The 17,222-nt window shown below is 65.1% G+C and carries 17 protein-coding genes; 7 read left to right on the forward strand and 10 right to left on the reverse strand.

The annotated features are described in order from the left end of the window. Nucleotides 1-481: 481 nt before the first annotated feature. From E8F12_RS29510 to dapA, 6 genes are all read right to left on the reverse strand, one after another. The gene (locus E8F12_RS29510) at nt 482-1,705 is read right to left on the reverse strand and encodes a hypothetical protein (RefSeq protein WP_280328753.1); all 1,224 of its coding nucleotides are present in this window, start codon (nt 1,703-1,705) and stop codon (nt 482-484) included. 76 nt (nt 1,706-1,781) lie between these two features. Next, nucleotides 1,782-2,231 (reverse strand): YcgN family cysteine cluster protein, encoded by a 450-nt coding sequence (locus tag E8F12_RS29515; protein WP_280328754.1) that lies wholly within the window; start codon nt 2,229-2,231, stop codon nt 1,782-1,784. Nucleotides 2,232-2,309: 78 nt separating this feature from the next. After that, nucleotides 2,310-3,239, reverse strand: a complete 930-nt coding sequence (locus E8F12_RS29520) for a D-2-hydroxyacid dehydrogenase (protein WP_280328755.1) — start codon at nt 3,237-3,239, stop codon at nt 2,310-2,312. Beyond that, nucleotides 3,239-3,532: a YcgL domain-containing protein gene (locus E8F12_RS29525; protein ID WP_280291559.1), complete on the reverse strand. Its 294-nt coding sequence runs from the start codon at nt 3,530-3,532 to the stop codon at nt 3,239-3,241. Before E8F12_RS29525 ends, E8F12_RS29520 begins: the two co-directional genes overlap by 1 nt. A gap of 47 nt (nt 3,533-3,579) precedes the next feature. Next, the gene (rnd, locus tag E8F12_RS29530; RefSeq protein WP_280328756.1) at nt 3,580-4,707 is read right to left on the reverse strand and encodes a ribonuclease D; all 1,128 of its coding nucleotides are present in this window, start codon (nt 4,705-4,707) and stop codon (nt 3,580-3,582) included. Nucleotides 4,708-4,818: 111 nt separating this feature from the next. Continuing rightward, the gene (dapA, locus tag E8F12_RS29535; protein WP_280328757.1) at nt 4,819-5,673 is read right to left on the reverse strand and encodes a 4-hydroxy-tetrahydrodipicolinate synthase; all 855 of its coding nucleotides are present in this window, start codon (nt 5,671-5,673) and stop codon (nt 4,819-4,821) included. 411 nt (nt 5,674-6,084) lie between these two features. Here dapA and E8F12_RS29540 point away from each other — a divergent pair, with 411 nt between their 5' ends. The 6 genes from E8F12_RS29540 (at nt 6,085) to E8F12_RS29565 (ending at nt 12,406) form a co-directional block, all read left to right on the forward strand. After that, nucleotides 6,085-7,146 (forward strand): SMP-30/gluconolactonase/LRE family protein, encoded by a 1,062-nt coding sequence (locus E8F12_RS29540; protein ID WP_280328758.1) that lies wholly within the window; start codon nt 6,085-6,087, stop codon nt 7,144-7,146. Nucleotides 7,147-7,411: 265 nt separating this feature from the next. After that, nucleotides 7,412-7,888 carry an Lrp/AsnC family transcriptional regulator gene (locus E8F12_RS29545; RefSeq protein ID WP_280328759.1) on the forward strand — a complete coding sequence of 159 codons (477 nt, stop codon included), beginning with the start codon at nt 7,412-7,414 and terminating at the stop codon, nt 7,886-7,888. A gap of 205 nt (nt 7,889-8,093) precedes the next feature. Continuing rightward, nucleotides 8,094-9,269 carry a cystathionine beta-lyase gene (gene metC, locus E8F12_RS29550; RefSeq protein ID WP_280328760.1) on the forward strand — a complete coding sequence of 392 codons (1,176 nt, stop codon included), beginning with the start codon at nt 8,094-8,096 and terminating at the stop codon, nt 9,267-9,269. Nucleotides 9,270-9,374: 105 nt separating this feature from the next. Then, nucleotides 9,375-10,229 (forward strand): sulfurtransferase, encoded by an 855-nt coding sequence (locus E8F12_RS29555; RefSeq protein WP_280328761.1) that lies wholly within the window; start codon nt 9,375-9,377, stop codon nt 10,227-10,229. Nucleotides 10,230-10,471: 242 nt separating this feature from the next. Then, nucleotides 10,472-10,951, forward strand: coding sequence for a hypothetical protein (locus tag E8F12_RS29560; protein WP_280328762.1), 480 nt, complete (start codon nt 10,472-10,474; stop codon nt 10,949-10,951). 186 nt (nt 10,952-11,137) lie between these two features. Next, complete coding sequence (locus E8F12_RS29565; protein WP_280328763.1) at nt 11,138-12,406, forward strand: outer membrane protein transport protein; 1,269 nt, start codon at nt 11,138-11,140, stop codon at nt 12,404-12,406. Nucleotides 12,407-12,553: 147 nt separating this feature from the next. Here the strand turns inward: E8F12_RS29565 and E8F12_RS29570 are convergent, their stop codons facing one another. The 4 genes from E8F12_RS29570 to E8F12_RS29585 all read right to left on the reverse strand — a co-directional run bounded on the left by E8F12_RS29570 (nt 12,554) and on the right by E8F12_RS29585 (nt 16,154). Then, nucleotides 12,554-13,888 carry a porin gene (locus E8F12_RS29570; protein WP_280328764.1) on the reverse strand — a complete coding sequence of 445 codons (1,335 nt, stop codon included), beginning with the start codon at nt 13,886-13,888 and terminating at the stop codon, nt 12,554-12,556. A gap of 306 nt (nt 13,889-14,194) precedes the next feature. Continuing rightward, on the reverse strand, nt 14,195-14,428 hold the full coding sequence (locus E8F12_RS29575) for a zf-HC2 domain-containing protein (RefSeq protein ID WP_280328765.1): 234 nt from the start codon (nt 14,426-14,428) through the stop codon (nt 14,195-14,197). Further along, complete coding sequence (locus tag E8F12_RS29580; protein WP_280328766.1) at nt 14,422-15,033, reverse strand: RNA polymerase sigma factor; 612 nt, start codon at nt 15,031-15,033, stop codon at nt 14,422-14,424. Before E8F12_RS29580 ends, E8F12_RS29575 begins: the two co-directional genes overlap by 7 nt. Then, nucleotides 15,033-16,154: a beta-ketoacyl-ACP synthase III gene (locus E8F12_RS29585; protein WP_280328767.1), complete on the reverse strand. Its 1,122-nt coding sequence runs from the start codon at nt 16,152-16,154 to the stop codon at nt 15,033-15,035. The genes E8F12_RS29580 and E8F12_RS29585 overlap by 1 nt, the downstream gene beginning before the upstream one ends. A gap of 424 nt (nt 16,155-16,578) precedes the next feature. Here E8F12_RS29585 and E8F12_RS29590 point away from each other — a divergent pair, with 424 nt between their 5' ends. Then, nucleotides 16,579-17,010 (forward strand): HIT family protein, encoded by a 432-nt coding sequence (locus E8F12_RS29590; RefSeq protein ID WP_280328768.1) that lies wholly within the window; start codon nt 16,579-16,581, stop codon nt 17,008-17,010. Nucleotides 17,011-17,222 lie beyond the last annotated feature (212 nt).

The following is a 17,222-nucleotide window of genomic DNA, read 5'->3' on the forward strand; positions in this document are numbered from 1 at the left end:
ACGGTATTTTCAGGCCTCCGCACCTGCCTGATACATCCCTCACCCCCGCCCCTCTCCCTGAAGAGGAGAGGGGTGACTCGCGCCTGACAGGGCGCAGCAATCCTGATGCCTGATCAGTGCCTGAACCTGTGCAGAAGAGGTGGGGCAGCGACTCTGCCCCGTCAGGAGGCCAAGCGGCATCGTTGCGCAGGGGGACGAGCGGCATGGATGCCGCGAGAGGCGTGCGGGGCCATGGATGGCCCCTCACGCCGGGCCCCCGGAGCAACGATGGCGCGAGGGGAGTCCGGCGAAGCCGGACCCGGATGCAGGGGCAAGCGTTCTTGGTTACTTCTTTGGCGTTTGAAAGAAGTGACTCGCCGGGCGGCGAAACAGGGATTCGCAGCCCACTCGATAAGCAGCTCGGCTCAGGACGTTCTAGCAACACTTAACACGGACAAGCCAATTCATTCGCCCCTACAGAGAAAGCGAATGCCTCGAAAGCTCAACGCAGCAGCTTGGTATCCAGCACGTCCGACGCGCCGCCCATGATGTTCTCGCTGATCTCGACGAAGTCCTTGGTGCTGGCCTTGTTCAGGCGCATCAGGCCGCGGGTGACGTCGTCCATGGAGTGCTTGCCGTCGGTGCGCAGTCGGATTTCCTTGTCCAGGTCCTGCAGCAGCAGCACGGCGCGGGCGGTGACCGCGCCGCTGGCACGTTCGCCGCGCAGGCTGTCGACCTTGCCGCTCCACTGGCGCAATTGCTTGCGGATCGCCTCGTAGCGGTCGTCGCTCATACCTCCGGCACGGCGCACCAGTTCGATGGCGTAGTACTCGGCGATGCCTTCGCTGATCCAGTCGCTGCGGTCGGTGTCCTTGATCCGGCTGAGCACATGGACCAGCTCATGCACCAGGGAGCTGGTGCCGTTCTCGCTCACCAGTGGCCGCGCCGAATGCATGAAGAAGGAATTGGGTGCGGACAGCCCGCCGCGCCACATGGGGTCCTTTGCGCCGACTATCAGCAGCTTGTCCGGCTCCCGCGGGAAGACTTCCTGGGCATGGGGCCAGACGAAGGTCAGCAGGGTGAGGATGTCCATACGGCGCATGTCTTCGCCCACCGGTGCGCTGACGGTGACGTCGGTGCTGCCCAGGGTGGCTCGGCGGCTGCCCAGCTTGCCGGCCAGGACCCAGCCGGTGGGACGGTCGAACAGGCGCTCGGGATTGTCGATGCGGAAACGGTTCTTGCCGACCCGCGGCCAGCCGGTTTCCACCGCTTGCCAGCCCTTGGGCAGGTCGAACTCCAGGCGCGAGACCAGTTCGGTTCCATCCACCAGATCGAGGCGCGCGCTCGGTACCAGGTCATCACCGCGCAGCAGCGCCCAGTCCGGGGTCATGCGCGCATCGAAACGGCCGTCACCACGCGGATGGCTGACCCGCACCTTGTAGCTCAGGCTGGCCTTGCCGTTGCCGGGCGTCCAGGTGCCGTGGGCCGGGTCGTCCTGCGTCCAGCTGCCGCTGGCCTTGAAGTCGCTGTAATAGCCCTTGTTGCCCAAGTCGAAGCGCAGGCTGCGCACCGCCTCGCCCTTCTCCAGGAGCAGGCTGACTTCCGCCTGGTCGCTCTCGGGCAGGAAACGCACCTGATAGTCGAGATCGACCCGCTTGGCCGCCCACAGCGGGGCGCTCAGGGTCAGCAGGAGGGAAGACAGCAGAAGCTGGGAACGGGCGGACATCGAGGATGGCTTCCTTGGTGGGTATGACGGTCAGTCCCTGAGACTCGAAAGACCGCGGTTTGATCCCTGCCGGGGCTCAGCCCGCGCGAAAAATCAGGTAATCCTCCCAATCGTCCTCGGCCACGCTGTTTTCACTGAGCATTCGCCCGGATTGGGAGATGCCGGCCTTGTGCACCGCTTCGGGGTCATTGCAGACCAGGTGGTGCCAGGGCGGCAGGTCCTTGCCCTCGGCCACCAGGCGATAGCCGCAAGTGGGCGGCAGCCAGGCGAACTCGTCGGCCTGGGCCGGGGTGAGCTGGATGCAGTCGGCGACGAACTGGCGGCGGTTGGCATAGTCGGTGCAGCGGCAGGTGTTGAGGTCCAGCAGCTTGCAGGCGACGCGCGTGTAGTAGACGCTGCCGTCGTCTTCGTCTTCGAGCTTCTGCAGGCAGCAGAGGCCGCAGCCGTCGCAGAGGGACTCCCACTCCTCCTGATCGAGCTGTGCGAGGGTCTTGCGCTTCCAGAAGGGTTCGACTTTGGCGGCCATGGCGTACGGGGAAATTTTCGGGGCGGCTAGTCTAGTCGCGTCGAAGGTGTCGGCCAAGCATAGCTGACGCGCGGCGACTCAATAACCGCGCTGGAAGTCCACCCAGCCACGCAGCGGCTCGCCCGAGCGGTGTCTGTTCAGGTTGTCGACGAAGAGTGCGGCCATGGCGCTGGGTAGCGTCGGCGCCGAACTGTGGCCGGTGATCTGCAGGTTGGGTGCGCTCCAGAACGGGTGCCAGGCGGGCAGCGGTTCTTCGCGGCAGACATCGATCACCGCGCCGGCCAGCTGGCCGGCTTCGAGCGCCGCCACCAGGTCATGGTCCACCACCGCCACGCCGCGTCCGGCATTGATGAACAGCGCCGTGCTGCGCATCCGCGCGAAGAAGGCCGCGTCGTAGAGATCGCGGGTGGCCGGGGTATCCGGCAGCAGGTTGACCACGCAGTCGGCCCAGGCGGCCTGCTCGGCCAGCGCATCCATGCCGAAGACCCGCTCGAAAGGCTCCAGGGGCCGCGGCTCGCGGGCGATGCCATGGAGCTCGACGCCGAAGGGTTCGAGAAAGCCGGCAACGCTCTGGCCGATGTCGCCGCTGCCGACGATCAGCACCCGCTTGCCTTCCAGGCTGCGCGGCAGGCGATTGTCCCAGCGCCGCTCGGCCTGCGCGGCGACTCGCGAGAGCAACTGCCGCTGGTGGGCCAGGAGGTAGGTGAGCACGTACTCGGCCATCACCTGGCCGAAGATGCCCACGGCGCGGGTCAGCTGGTAGTCATGGGGCAGGTCGCTGGCCAGCAGCGGGGTGATGCCGGCCCAGGTGGACTGCATCCATTCGGGTTTGCAGCCCTTGCGCAGGAGCTGCGCCAGCAGGTGGGGCTCGCCGAACCAGACCGGGCACTCCCGCGCGGCGTCCAGTAGGCGCCCCACCTCGCTGCCGCCATGGAGCTGCAGGCCGGGCTCGGCGCGCAGCAGGTCGGCGTAGAGGGCGAACTCTTCTTCGGCGATCAGGATCTTCATCAGAGGGGGTCGTTCATCCGCAGCAGTTCTTCCGGCAGATGCTCGATGTACTCGTCCTGGGCCGGCGGCATCTGCAGGTGGTAGCCCTGTTTCTCGATGTTCTCCAGCACCTTGCCGATGTCCTCGCGGGCCAGCTGGCGCTCGGGGGTGAGCACCAGGTCGAAGGTGTGTTGCGGCGCGCCGAAGGCGCTCAGCAGGGCCTCGGGCACGCGGCTCAGGGCTTCGCGCTTGTCGACGTAGAGGTACATCTCGTTCTTGCGCGGGCTTTTGTAGATGGAGCAGATACGTTTCATGGTCAGGCTCGTGGGGCATGCCGTGCCGGCCGGCACGGCGGGGTGGTTCATTGGCCGTCGGCGGCCAGGGTATCCAGCAGGGCCTGGCCCATCAGCTCGCGGCGCCAGCCGCGCAAGCCCTCGGGCAGGCTGTAGGGGCCGTTGGGGAAGCCGCTTTTCAGCAAGGCCTCCAGGTGCTTCTTGCGCAGCATCAGCTCGGGAGCCATCCCCAGGCGCTCGGCCTCGGCGTGGCCGACGGCACGGAGCTTCTTCAACAGCGGCGCGGCGTCCGGCGGCAGCGGCTCGGGCAGTGTTTCGGGCCATTGAGCCGGCGGCGTCTCGGCGGCCTCGCGAATCAATTTAAGCAGGGTATTGCCGTCCTGGCGCACGGTGCGCGGATGCATGTCGTCGATTCGCGCCAGGGCCACCAGGTTGTCCGGCTGGAAGCGCGCCAGGGGCCAGAGGCTGTGTTCGCGCAGGATGCGGTTGCGCGGCTGGTCACGCAGGCGTGCCTCGAGCTCGCGCCAGGCGCAGAGCTCGCGCAGCACGGCCAACTGGGCGCGGGACAGCTTCCAGGCCAGCTTGGCTTCGCGGTAGAGCTCCTCGGGAGCGATTTCGCGGCGCAGGTTGGCCACCAGCTCGGCGCCGTCCTCCAACACCCAAGAGCGCTTGGGCTCGGTGAGGCGCGGTGCCAGGGCGGCATAGAGCTCGGCCAGGTGCTGCGCATCCTCCGCGGCGTAGCGAACCTGCATTTCGGTCAGCGGGCGCTGCAGCCAGTCGGAGCGGGTCTCGTCTTTGGGCAGGTCGATGCCCAGCACGGCCTGGACCAGACGCGAATAGCCCATGGAATAGCCGATGCCCAGGTAGCCGGCGGCCAGCTGGGTGTCCAGCAGCGGCTGCGGCAGCGTGCCGGTCAGGCGCAGGAAGACCTCCAGGTCTTCGCTGCAGGCGTGGAGCACCTTGAGCACGGCGTCGTCTTCCAGCAGTGCGGCGAAGGCGGACCAGTCCTCGATCAGCAGCGGGTCGATGAGGAAGGCGCGCTCGCCGTCACCGACCTGGACCAGGCCGGCCTTGGGATAGAAGGTGTCGACCCGCATGAACTCGGTGTCCAGGGCCACGAAGGGCAAACGACGCCAGTCGGCACAATGTTTGGCCAGCTCGGCGTCGTCGCGAATCCAGATAATGTCGATGGCCACAGGGCTCTCCTTGAATCAGTGGCGCGCAGTATATATCGCGCAGCACCCTCGCTACGCGCCTTGCATCGATCCCGCCCCGTGGCGGCCAGGGCGTACGGGGCAGGCCAACGCCTAGGCGAACGTCTCGCGCAAGCGATGCACCAGGGCCGCCGAGCTGCGCTGCATGGGAGGACGCAACTCATCCCGGATCAGGCCCTGCAATGCCAGCAGGCTCTTCACCGGCGCCGGATTGGGCTCGACGAACATCAGCTGGATCAGCGGCAGCAGTCCCTGGAAGATCCTCCGCGCGGCGTCGAGCTCACCGGCGGCGCCGCAATCGACCAGGCGCACGAACTCCTGTGGACGGATATGCGCAGAGGCGGCGATCGCCCCACGGCCGCCCATGCAAAGGGTGGTGAAGATCTGCGCGTCCTCGCCGGTCAGCACATCCAGTTCACCATCGGCGATCAGCGCCTGGGTGGTGTCGGGGTTGCCTCCGCAGTCCTTGATCGCCACCACATTCGGGTGTTTGGCCAGCGTCCGCAGGGTGGCGAGCTCCAGCTTCACGCCGGTGCGGTAGGGAATGTCGTAGAGGATCACCGGCACCGAGGCGGCATCGGCGATGGCGCCGAACCAGCTCAGCAGGCCCTCCTGGGACGGGCGGATGTAATAGGGCGCCGGCACCAGCAGGCCGGCGATGGCGCGACGCTGCACCTCGCGCTGGAAAGCCAGCACCTCGGCCAGGTTGTTGCCCGCCAGCCCCATCACCAGGCGATCACCGGGAACTTCGTCGAGCAATGCGTCCAGCACCGCCAATTGCTCATCCTTGGACAGCGCCGCGGCCTCGCCCGTGGTGCCACAGGCCACGAGCCCGGCCACGCCGGCGTCCAGCAGGTGCCGGGCCAGCCGGCGCAGGGCGGGAATGTCGACAGCCCCGTCATTGAAGGGGGTCACCAGGGCAACCCAGATTCCAGAAAACACAGGCATTGCAGATCTCCTTTGGCTGACCGTCAAAGTCACCGTCGGAGGGATGCAAGGAGGGAGCGTTCGAGGGAGAGATCGACCTTCGCGCCTGGTGTCCTGTCAGCCCATCTGACGGGACAGCGCGCCCCGGTCAAATGAGCGACTGTTTCTTCGATTTGCCCGCGGCAGCGCCAAACGCCAGCGCCTGGGCCGGGAGGTCCAGTGCGAAAACGGCTGAGTGGGCGATGGCAGGCATTGAAAGCTCGGTTGAAAGCGACGAACCCGGATACTGCGAAAGCCGGCAGGCGACTGTCAACTGCGGCCTGCCTGATGGTGCAATATTCAGCCCTGGCGCCCTTGGCGGGTGGCTGCTAAAAAGCCCGCGCTCACCAGAACAAGGCCTCGGCCGGAACCACACCTCAGGGACACAAGAAGATGAAGAAGCTACTGGGCCTGCTCGCCCTTCTGATCGCCGCCCTGGCGATCTACCTCGCCGTTGCCCCCTCCCCTATCGACCCGCAAGCCTGGGACGCACCCAAGGCGCCGACCATGACCGGCGTGCTGGAGCCCAACGACACTCTGATGAAGGCCGAGCTGATCGCCCTCGGCCAGGTGCATGGCCCCGAGGACACTGCCGTCGACGCCCAGGGCCGCCTCCTTGCCGGCCTGCATGACGGACGCATCGTGCGCATCGGCGCGGACGGCAAAGTAGAGACCTTCGTCGACACCGGCGGCCGCCCGCTGGGCATGGACTTCGACGCTGCCGGCAACCTGGTCGTGGGCGACGCCTACAAGGGCCTGCTGCGCATCGACCCGCAAGGTCAGATCACCGTGCTCGCGACCGAAGCCGAGGGCCTGCCCTTCCGCTTCACCGACGACCTGGATATCGCCCGTGACGGCCGCATCTACTTCACCGACGCCTCCAGCAAATTCGAGCAGCCGGACTACCTGCTCGACCTGCTGGAAGCCCGCCCCCACGGCCGCCTGATGCGCTTTGACCCGGCCACCGGCAAGACCGAGGTGCTGCTCAAGGACCTCTACTTCGCCAATGGCGTGGCGCTGTCGGCCAACGAAGACTTCGTGCTGGTCAATGAAACCTACCGCTATCGCATCACCCGCTACTGGCTGACGGGCGACAAGGCCGGCAGCCACGACATCTTCATCGACAACCTGCCGGGCCTGCCGGACAACCTCCAGGGCGACCGCCAGGGCAGCTTCTGGGTCGCCCTGCCCTCCCCGCGCAAGGCCGATGCCGACTTCCTCCACACCCAACCCTGGCTCAAGGCGCAGATCGCCAAGCTGCCGCGCATGTTCTGGCCCAAGCCAGTGCCCTATGGCCTGGCGCTGCAGATCGACGAAAAAGGCGAAATCATCCGTAGCCTGCACGACACCAGTGGCACCCACCTGCGCATGGTCACCTCGGTGAAACCGGTGGGGGATTACCTCTACCTGGGCAGCCTGGACAACGATCGGATCGGCAAGCTGAAGATTCGTTGAGGGTAGAAACCCGGGCTCAGTCTATTGGGGCCGCTCCGCGGCCCTTTCGCGAATGAATTCGCTTGTATGGCCTAGGGTTGAACCTGTCGGGGGCGGAGGGACTGCATTCGCTTCTGCAAGCCAGACCGAGGGAGACATCTCCCGCCCTCGCCTCACTGCCCGCGCGACTTCAAGCGCGGGGGACCTTATGATGCCGACTGTCATCGTTTCGACACAGGTGGCCCGCCAGGCACCTGACCAAACGCACCCGGCACGGACCCCGCCCATGGACAAGAAAGACCTGCAGATCATCGCCCTCCTGCAGCAGGACGCTTCCATCTCCCTTGCAGAGCTCGCCGAGGCGGTGAACCTCTCTCCCACGCCGTGCTGGCGGCGCCTGCAGAAGCTGCGCGAGGACGGGGTGATCACCAAGCAGGTGGCGCTCTGCGACGCCGAGCGGCTCAAGCTCGGGGTCACGGTCTTTGTCACCATACGCACCAGCCGCCATAGCGACGACTGGACCCGGCAGTTCATCGAAGGCACCCGCGACATCCCCGAGATCGTCGAGATCTATCGCATGACCGGCGACGTCGACTACCTGCTGAAAATCGTGGTGCCCGATATCAAGGGCTACGACGCGGTATACAAGCGCCTGATCCGCGTCGCCGACCTGTCCGACGTCAGCTCCGGCTTCGCCATGGAAGTGATCAAGCACACCACGGCCCTCCCCCTGGATCACCTGGCGCAGCCGGGCGACCTATGATTTGCTCGCCAAGGCGGCAATTGGAAAAATATTTCCATAAAATCCCAATTTAGTAGGTTTATTTTCTAGAGACGGATGCATCCTGGCCGATCAAAGCAAAGAAATTCCCCGCTGCCATCGGTAATCTTTTCCCCATTCCAGAGGCCTTCCTGCCCGGCAGGTCCTGCCCCCATCCCGCTCTATTCGGATCCAGAGGAAAAACCAGGTGGACGACCGCAAACTGCATCTAGAAACGCTGCTGGCCCACGAGGGCCGCGAACGGGGCCAGGTCGGTGGCACCGTGAACACCCCGGTCTACCGCGCCTCCACCCTGCTCTTCCCAACCGTGGAAGCCCTGCATGCCCAGCACGGCACCCTCAACACCTACGGCCGCCACGGCAACCCCACCACCCGCTCCCTGGAGCGCGCCCTGGCGGAACTGGAAGGTGCCTACGGCGCCATGCTCACCCCCAGCGGCCTGAGCGCGCTGACCACCGCCCTGCTGGCCACCCTGAAGCCCGGTGACCACCTGCTGATGACCGACTCGGTCTACGACCCGACCCGCGCCTTCTGCGACGAGACGCTCAAGCGCTTCGGCATCGAGACCACCTACTACGACCCACTGATCGGCGGCGGCATCGCCGAACTGATGCGCCCCAACACCCGCGTGGTCTTTCTCGAGTCCCCCGGCTCCCTGACCTTCGAGGTGCAGGATGTGCCCAGCATCGCCGAGGTCGCCCACGCCCACGGCGCCCTGGTGATGCTCGACAACACCTGGGGCACCCCGGTGAATTTCCCGTCCTTCAAGCATGGCGTGGACATCTCGATCCACGCCGCGACCAAGTACATAGTCGGTCACTCCGACGTGCTGATGGGCGTGATCATGACCACCGAGGCGCTCTTCCCGCAGGTGCGCGGTTTCTATAAACAGCTGGGCCTCAGCGTCAGCGCCGACGATGCCTACCTGGCCCTGCGCGGCTTGCGCACCCTGTCCACCCGCCTGGAGCGTCACCAGCGCAATGCGGAAAAGATCGCCCACTGGCTGGCCGAGCAGCCGGAAGTGGAACGCATCCTCTACCCCGCCCTGCCCGGCGCACCCGGCCACGAACTGTGGAAACGCGACTTTACCGGCGCCTGCGGCCTGTTCGGCGTGGAGTTCAAGGCGATGCCCGAGGAGGCGATCCACACCATGCTCGACCACATGCAACTGTTCGGCATGGGCTTCAGCTGGGGCGGCTTCGAGAGCCTGATCCTGCTCACCAATCCCAGCGCCCACCGCAGCGCCACCACCTGGAAGGCAGAGGGGCCGCTGGTGCGCCTGCACATCGGCCTGGAGCATCCGGACGACCTGATCGCCGACCTCGAGGCCGGCCTCCTGCGCCTGCGCGGCGCCTGCAGATGAGCCACCGGCGGCGCGGCTTCCGCGCCGCATCCGATAGCGCGCGACAGTCCGTGCGGGTCTCCTTATGATGTTTGCCACAACAAAGGTCACGACAAGGAACCCGCCATGTCGCTCGCGCAACTCATCAGCCCTGCCCAACTCAGCGCCCGCCAGGATGAACCGGGCCTGATCATCCTCGACTGCCGCTTCTCCCTCGACGACCCGGCCTACGGCCAGCGCAGCTATGCCGAGAGCCACATTCCCAAAGCGCGTTTCGCCGATCTGGAACACGACCTCTCCGGCCCCGTGACCAAGGGCGTGACCGGCCGCCATCCGCTGCCCGACCCAGCGGCACTTGCCGCACGCCTGCGCGACTGGGGCATCGACGCCGACAGCAGCATCGTCCTCTACGACGACGGCCCCGGAGCCTTCGCCGCCCGAGCCTGGTGGTTGCTGGCCTGGCTGGGCAAGCGCGATGGCGTGTTCCTGCTCGATGGCGGCCTCAAGGCCTGGCGCGACGCCGGGCTGCCGCTGACCGCCGTCGCGCCGGCGGTGAAACCCGGCCACTTCGACGGCCAGCCCGACTCCAGCCTTCTGGTGGACGCCGATACCCTGCAGCAGCGCCTGGGTGGCGCCGACCTGACCTTGCTCGACGCCCGCGCCCTGCCGCGCTTCAAGGGTGAGGTGGAACCCATAGACCCGGTGGCCGGCCACATCCCCGGTGCCCAGTGCGCCGCTTTCACCGACAACCTCGGCGCCGATGGCCGCTTCCTTCCGGCCGATCAGTTGAAGCAGCGCTTCGCCGCCATGCTCGGCGATCGTCCGGTGGACGAACTGGTGGCCTACTGCGGCTCCGGCGTCACCGCCTGCCACAACCTCTTCGCCCTGAGCCTCGCGGGCTACCCGCTGGCCCGGCTCTACGCCGGCTCCTGGAGCGAGTGGATCACCAACCCCGCCCGGCCCCAGGCCACGGGCGAATAAAGCCGAAAAGTTGCGCCGGAAGGGTCTAAAACGCCCTTCCGCGCAGGCCCCCCTCTAATCACATGCAGCTATATAGACAATAACCAGAAGCCTGAAACAGTTTAAAAACAGGCCTTTACAGCATAAATATCGCACTAGACTTCAAATCGAGCGGCTAACTCCGCTCCCGGCGGGGCCCTTCCCTAGAACGATGAGAAGCTGCCAAACGCCCCGGCCCCGCCGGCATCATTCGCGAGGGCCAAATGGGCATTGCCGCCAGTGATCTCCGCCAGCATGTAATACGTCCGACGCTGCTCTACCTGCAGCGTCCCTCCTCCACCGCCGAAAGCCTGCTGCTGGGCGCCGCAGCCTGCCAGTCCGCCCTCGGCACGGCACTGGACTGCGGACGGGGCCGCGGCCTCTATCGCATCAGCGACGAGCGCCACCAGCAGCTCTGGGACCAACACCTGGCCCATGACCCGGAACTCGCCAGCCAGGTGCGCGGGCTGGCCAGTCAGCATGCCTTCCTCGCCGCACCGCACCTCGAACTGATCGTCAACCTGCGCTATGCCACAGCCATTGCCTGGATGCTGGTGGAGTCGAGCATCCTGGTCATGCCGGCGGCGGACGACCTGATCGGCATGGCCATGGTCTGGCGCCAGGTTTTCCGCCCCGATGGCAGCCCACGGGAATTCATCGACGCCTGGCACCGCCACGTGGCGAACCTCAGCCAGGTCGCCTGATCACTGCCTACTGACCGACCAGTCAGGAAACTCAACGCCAAGGCGCTCTGCACGATCACAACAAATGCCATCATTTTGTCTTTTGTTCGACAATCTTACACAGTATTTTGCCGGCGTTCCGAAGCTGGAAAGACCTGCGCAATCCTGATAGCGTGCCGCCCTTTGCACGCCCCTCAGGAGTTCACCGTGGTAAGCAGAGTCTTCAAGACCACCCTCGCCCTGGCCGTCAGCGCCGCCTCCAGCTACAGCCTGGCAGCCGGCTTCGCCATCAACGAACAGAGCGTCAGCAGCATGGGCACCGCCTTCGCCGGTCGCTCATCCTCAGCCGATGACGCCACCACGGTATTCGGCAACCCTGCAGGCATGGCACGCATCAAGCGCGAGCAGGTCAGTGCCGGCGCCGCGCTGATCTTCGCCAAGACCGACATCGATGACGCCCGCGGTACCTTTGGCGGCAGCAACGACGGTGACATGGTCCCCACCGTGGGCGTGCCCATGGGCTATTACGTCAAGCCGCTCGATGACAAATGGGCCTTCGGCCTGGGCGTCTACGTGCCATTCGGCCTGATCACCGACTACGAAAGCGGATTCGCCGGCCGCTACTACGGCGACCGCAGCGAAGTGCGCGTGATCACCCTGCAACCCACGGTCAGCTACCGCATCAACGACCAGCTGTCCGTCGGCTTCGGCCCGACCATCAACCGTATCGATGGCGAACTGACCTCCGCCGTGCTCAACCCGCTTTCCCCGGGCCGCAATGACGGCAAGGTGAAAGTCAAGGGTGACGATATCGCCCTCGGCTTCAACGCCGGCGTGCTCTTCGAACTGGACCCGCGCACCCGATTCGGCCTGACCTACCATTCCAAGGTGGACTACACCCTCAAGGGCGATACCACCGTTTCGGGCAGCGGATTCGTGCTGGGCAGCTCGGCCGGCAAGTACGACGCCTCGCTTGACCTGGAAACCCCGGAGTCCGTCGACTTCTCCGTGACCCATGACCTGAACGACGCCTGGACCCTCTACGCCGGCAGCACCTGGACCCGCTGGAGCCGCCTGGAAGAGATCAAGGTGGAGAACAAGGGCGTTGGCGGCCTGCTGGGCCCGACCCTGAGCACCATCACCGAAGAGCAGGACTGGCGCGACACCTGGTCGTACGCCGTCGGCGCCGCCTACAAGCTGAACCGGCAGTGGACCCTGCGCGCAGGCCTGGCCTACGACCAGTCCCCGGCCCGCAACGAGTTCCGCTCGCCGCGCATCCCCACCGACGACCGCAAGATCCTCAGCCTGGGCGCCGCCTGGAGCCCGAACGACGACATGACCATCGACGTCGCGTATTCCTACCTGAAGGAAGACGACGCGAAGATTGACCAGTCCAGCCCGATCAAGGGCTCCTATAGCGCCACCTACAAGAACAGCGCCCACGGACTGGGAGCGCAGGTTACCTACCGGTTCTGAGTCACGGAAAGCAAAAAAAGCCAGTCAGCAACAGACTGGCTTTTTTTATGGTTCTTCGCGGCTTTCCCCGGTAATCCGTGAAGAACCTAAAAAAAAAACCCCGCCAGAAGGCGGGGCCAAGATAAAGGAGCGGAATCGTTCGACTTCTTAGAACACGTACTGAGCGCGAACCACGAAGCCGTCGCCATCGTCGTCGCCAACGGCGTTGGTGGCGTTGTCCACCTTGGCCTTGACGTAGTAGCCACCGATCTTGACCGCTTCGTTGGCGTACCAGTTCACGCCGACGTTGTGCACTTTGCCTTCGACGTCGTCGATGTTGGCGAAGGCGCCGTTGTCGTCTTCAGCGCTGATGTTGTCGTAGCGGTAGAACATTTCCCAGGCACCCAGGCCCTTGTTGGCCGGCTTGATCTTGTCGAACTTGCCCAGTTTGTAGTCGCGGGCTTCGCCAGTCAGGGTGTAGGCCAGTTGTACGTAGTAGCCATCAGCCTCGATGTCTTGGCGGTTGGCAGCCTTGGCTTCCACTTCGCGCTTCAGGTATTCGCTCTGGATGGAGAACGGACCCGCGGCGAAGGCAGCTTCCAGGCCCCAGGTGCTGTCGTTGTCGTACGCGCCGACCGGGGTGTTGTTGGCGCCGGCCAGGACCAGGCGGTTGCCGTTGTTGCCGGCATCCTGGCCACCGTCGGTGCTCACGCCACGCATGCCCAGGCGGCTGCGGATACGGCCGTCGAAGGCAGTGTCCTGCAGGTCACGGGCGGCGTAGTTGACGCCGAAGTGCAGGACGTTGCCGGCCTCGTGCATCGGGGCGAACACGCCGCGCAGGTTGTACTGCTTGACGCTGTCGCCGTCTTCGTCCTGGTTGGTGGCGTCGTTGGCCATGATGCCGGCCGAACCGTACAGCGAGGCGCCGTAGTTGCCGGAAACCTGCACGCCCATGCCGCCGTTGTGGGAGTTGACGTAGTCGGCCAGATCATAGGCAGCGGTACGCTCCTGGGCGGTGACCCACTTGGAGCTGGTAGCTTTCTCCAGGCCGAAGTCGGGGTCGAAGCGGCCCATCTTGATGGCGATGGGCGCGAAGCCGAGGTAGGAGATGGAAGCTTCGTCGAAGTAGCCGTCGCCGTTGGCGTCGCCGTTGCCGCCGCCACGGTTGTCGCCGCCGGCGTTGTGGGAGAAGTCGTAGTTGACCTGGTAAGCCCAGTCGGTGAAGGCGATACCACCGATCTCCAGGAAGGCGCGGCGGAAGTAGCCGGCGTCTGCGGTGTCGCCATTCACGGTGTAGAAACCGTCGAAGCGGCTGTAGTCAGCCTGCAGGCGGCCGCCCAGCTTGAAGCTGAAGGCCTTGTCGGTGGTGCCAACTTCAAGGCCGCCTTTGGTCTTGACGACGATATCGGCGCCGTCAGTGGTAACGGTACCGGCGAAAGCCTGGGCGGAAATGGCCAGGGCCATGGCGCTGGCGGCAAAACCGGCGAAGTGCTTACGGATCATCGAAGAATTCCCCTATTGGTCTTTAGCATTAGAAAACACTCGAGCTTTGGGCTCGTCGGTGCTGGTGGGGAATCTTGGCGACGGGTTATTTCAGCCCAGTTGCTTCTATATAAATATTTTGTGACAACGGAACTTTTTTACTTCGAATTCTTATAAGCGACAAACCGCTCTAGCACGGGCATTTGCGCCACTTTTTACGTCTCGACGGGGGTGCACGGAAGTGAAAAAGGCAGGTTGCGCGTTTCGGGAATCGCGACTACCAGGAAGGCGGGATGAGCGCGTTGCCAGCCGGGCAACACGCCTGGGTCAGAGGGATTCCCGGCGTTTCTGCGCCAGATGCGCGGCCAGGTCGTCGACCTCGGCGGCCTGCGTGTCCGGCATATGCCGCAGTACCGCCTGGGTCAGCTTCATCTGCTTGATGAAGCGCCGGCAGTTGCGGCAGAGCATCAGGTGGCGGCGCACGGCCATGCGCTCGCGGAAGCTTAGCTCGCCATCGAGGATGGCACTGGAACGGGCAACCAGCTCCTTGCAGCTCAGCATTGGCCTGTCTCCTCGAAGTGTTCCAGCGTGGCGAATACCTTCAAGCGCCCGCGATGCAGCAGCACCCGGACATTGGAGAGCGAAACCTCGAGTAAATTACAGATCTCCTCCAGCTCCAGGCCCTGGCGCTCGCGTAGCAGCAGCACGCTGCGCTGCAGGTCCGAGAGGCTCAGCAGGGTCTTCTCCAGGCACTGACGCAATTCCTCCTCGGTGAGCAGGGCCTCTGGCGAGTCCTCGTGCCAGGCGAAGGGCGCCGTGGCCCAGTGACCGTCCTCGGCGAAGCGACTGTCTCCCACCGTGCCGTGGGGAGCCGGCAGGTCATCGAGCAGCACTTCGCGGCGGTTCTGCTTGAGGCGGCTGCGAGCGGTGTTGGCGACTATGGTCAACAGCCAGGTCTTGAGGCTGGAACGCTGCTGGAAACCTTCCAGGTTGCGCACCACGGCCAGCCAGGCGTCCTGCACCACTTCATCGGCATGGCGATTGCCGACTATGGCGTAGGCCACGGCGCGCATGGCGCCCTGATACGCCTGGATCATCTCTCGATAGGCGCCCTGCTCCCCGGCCAGCAGCCGGGGCAGCAGGTCAGCATCGGCCGGCGGGCTCATCAGCGCTTGCGCAGGATCACACTGCCGATGGAGTATCCGGCGCCGAAGGAGCTGAGCACTCCCAGGGAGCCGCTGGGCAGGTCGTCCTGGTGCTTGTGGAAGGCGATCACCGAGCCGGCGGAGCTGGTGTTGGCGTAAGTGTCGAGGATCACCGGCGCCTCCTGCGACTCTGCATCGCGACCCAGCAGCTTGCGGGCGATCAGCAGGTTCATGTTGAGGTTGGCCTGGTGCAGCCAGAAGCGCTTCACGTCGCCGACGACCAGCTTGTTCTCTGCGAGGTGTGCAGCGATCAGTTCGGCGACCATCGGGCAGACGTCCTTGAACACCTTGCGGCCTTCCTGCACGAACAGCTTGTCGCGGGCGCCCACGCCCTCTTCCGCAGCGCGGTTGAGGAAGCCGAAGTTGTTGCGGATGTTGTTGGAGAACTGGGTCAGGAGCTTGGTGCCGACCACCTCGAACTGGTGCTTGGAGGTGGCCTGGTCCGCGCGCTCGATGATCACCGCGGTGGCGGCATCACCGAAGATGAAGTGGCTGTCGCGGTCGCGGAAGTTCAGGTGACCGGTGCAGATTTCCGGGTTGACCATCAGGATCGCGCGGGCCTGGCCGGTCTGCACCGCGTTGGTCGCGGCCTGGATGCCGAAGGTGGCCGAGGAGCAGGCGACGTTCATGTCGTAGCCGAAGCCGTCGATGCCGAGGGCGGCCTGCACTTCGATGGCCACCGCCGGGTAGGCGCGCTGCAGGTTGGAGCAGGCGACGATCACACCATCGATATCGGCCGGGGTCTTGCCGGCACGCTCCAGGGCTTGCTTCGCGGCGGCCACGGCCATCTCGCAGAGGATGCCCCACTCGTCATTGGAGCGTTCCGGAATGCGCGGCGTCATGCGCTTGGGGTCGAGGATGCCATCCTTGTCCACCACGAAGCGGCTCTTGATGCCGGAGGCTTTCTCGATGAAGGCCACGCTGGATTCGGCCAGGGCTTCGATTTCGCCACGCTCGATGGCGGCGGCGTTCTCCGCGTTGAAGGCCTGCACGTAGGCATTGAAGGAGGCCACCAACTCTTCATTGGAAATGCTGTTAGGCGGGGTGTACAGGCCGGTGCCACTGATCACGACGTTGTGCACGGTCGATCCTCTCGTTACTGGGCTGCCCCGGGGAGCAGCCGGTTAAGCTTTCAGCCGTCGGCTTCATGGGGCTAACGGCGGGAAGGTGTCGCCCCGCCACACGGGCGGAACGAGCGATTCATGCTGGCATCTGTTACCGCGCGTTCCAGCCAGGGAACGCGCGCGGAGATCGCCGCAGTTGGATGCGAAGGTTAACTCCAGAAAGGGCCTGTGGCGACGGCGACTTTGGCCAGAATCGGGCCTAATTCGCGTGGACAAATAGTCGAAGCTCGACTACCCGTCCACTTCCGTTCCGCCGCCCCGGCTCTCGTCTGGAACACCGACCCTGATGCCGGTACCGTGCTCATCGGCCCTGCCGGGCTTCAATCCGAGGGCGGCGGGCGGTATGGTGCGCGACTACCACACGGCAATCGGAGTACTCAGGATGAGCCTGCACGGCACCTACGATCCGCACAACGTCTTCGCCCAGATCATTCGCGGCGAGGCCCCTTGCTACAAGCTCTACGAGGACGACGACGTGCTCGCCTTCCTCGATATCTTCCCGCAGTCCCTGGGCCACACCCTGGTGATTCCCAAACGCTCCGACGCGCGCAATATCCTCGAAATCGAGCCCGAGACGCTGGCCAAGGTGATGGCCGTGACGCAACGACTGACCCGCGTGCTGGTGAACGAACTGCAGCCGGCCGGGGTGCAGGTGGCGCAGTTCAACGGCGCGCCGGCGGGGCAGACGGTGTTCCATATCCACATGCACATCGTTCCGCGCTTCGAGGGCGAATCGCTGGCCATCCACGCCAGCCAGAAGGCCGATCCGCAGGAGCTGGAAATCCTGCAGGCGCGCCTGCTCAAGCACCTCTGAACGCCCGTCTTGCAACTGCAGGGGCGAATTCACTCGCGAAAGGACCGCAGCGCGGTCCCGTAGGTTGGCGCTGAGGAACGAAGCCCAACACAGCGGCTCGACCGCGAACGTTGGGCCTCGCTTAGCTCAGCCACAACCTACAGGCAGGGCCGCGCGTCTGTGGGGGCGAATTCATTCGCGAAAGGACCGCAGCGCGGTCCCGTAGGTTGGCG

This window comes from Pseudomonas sp. BN102, from assembly GCF_029871245.1.
Lineage (GTDB): Bacteria > Pseudomonadota > Gammaproteobacteria > Pseudomonadales > Pseudomonadaceae > Metapseudomonas.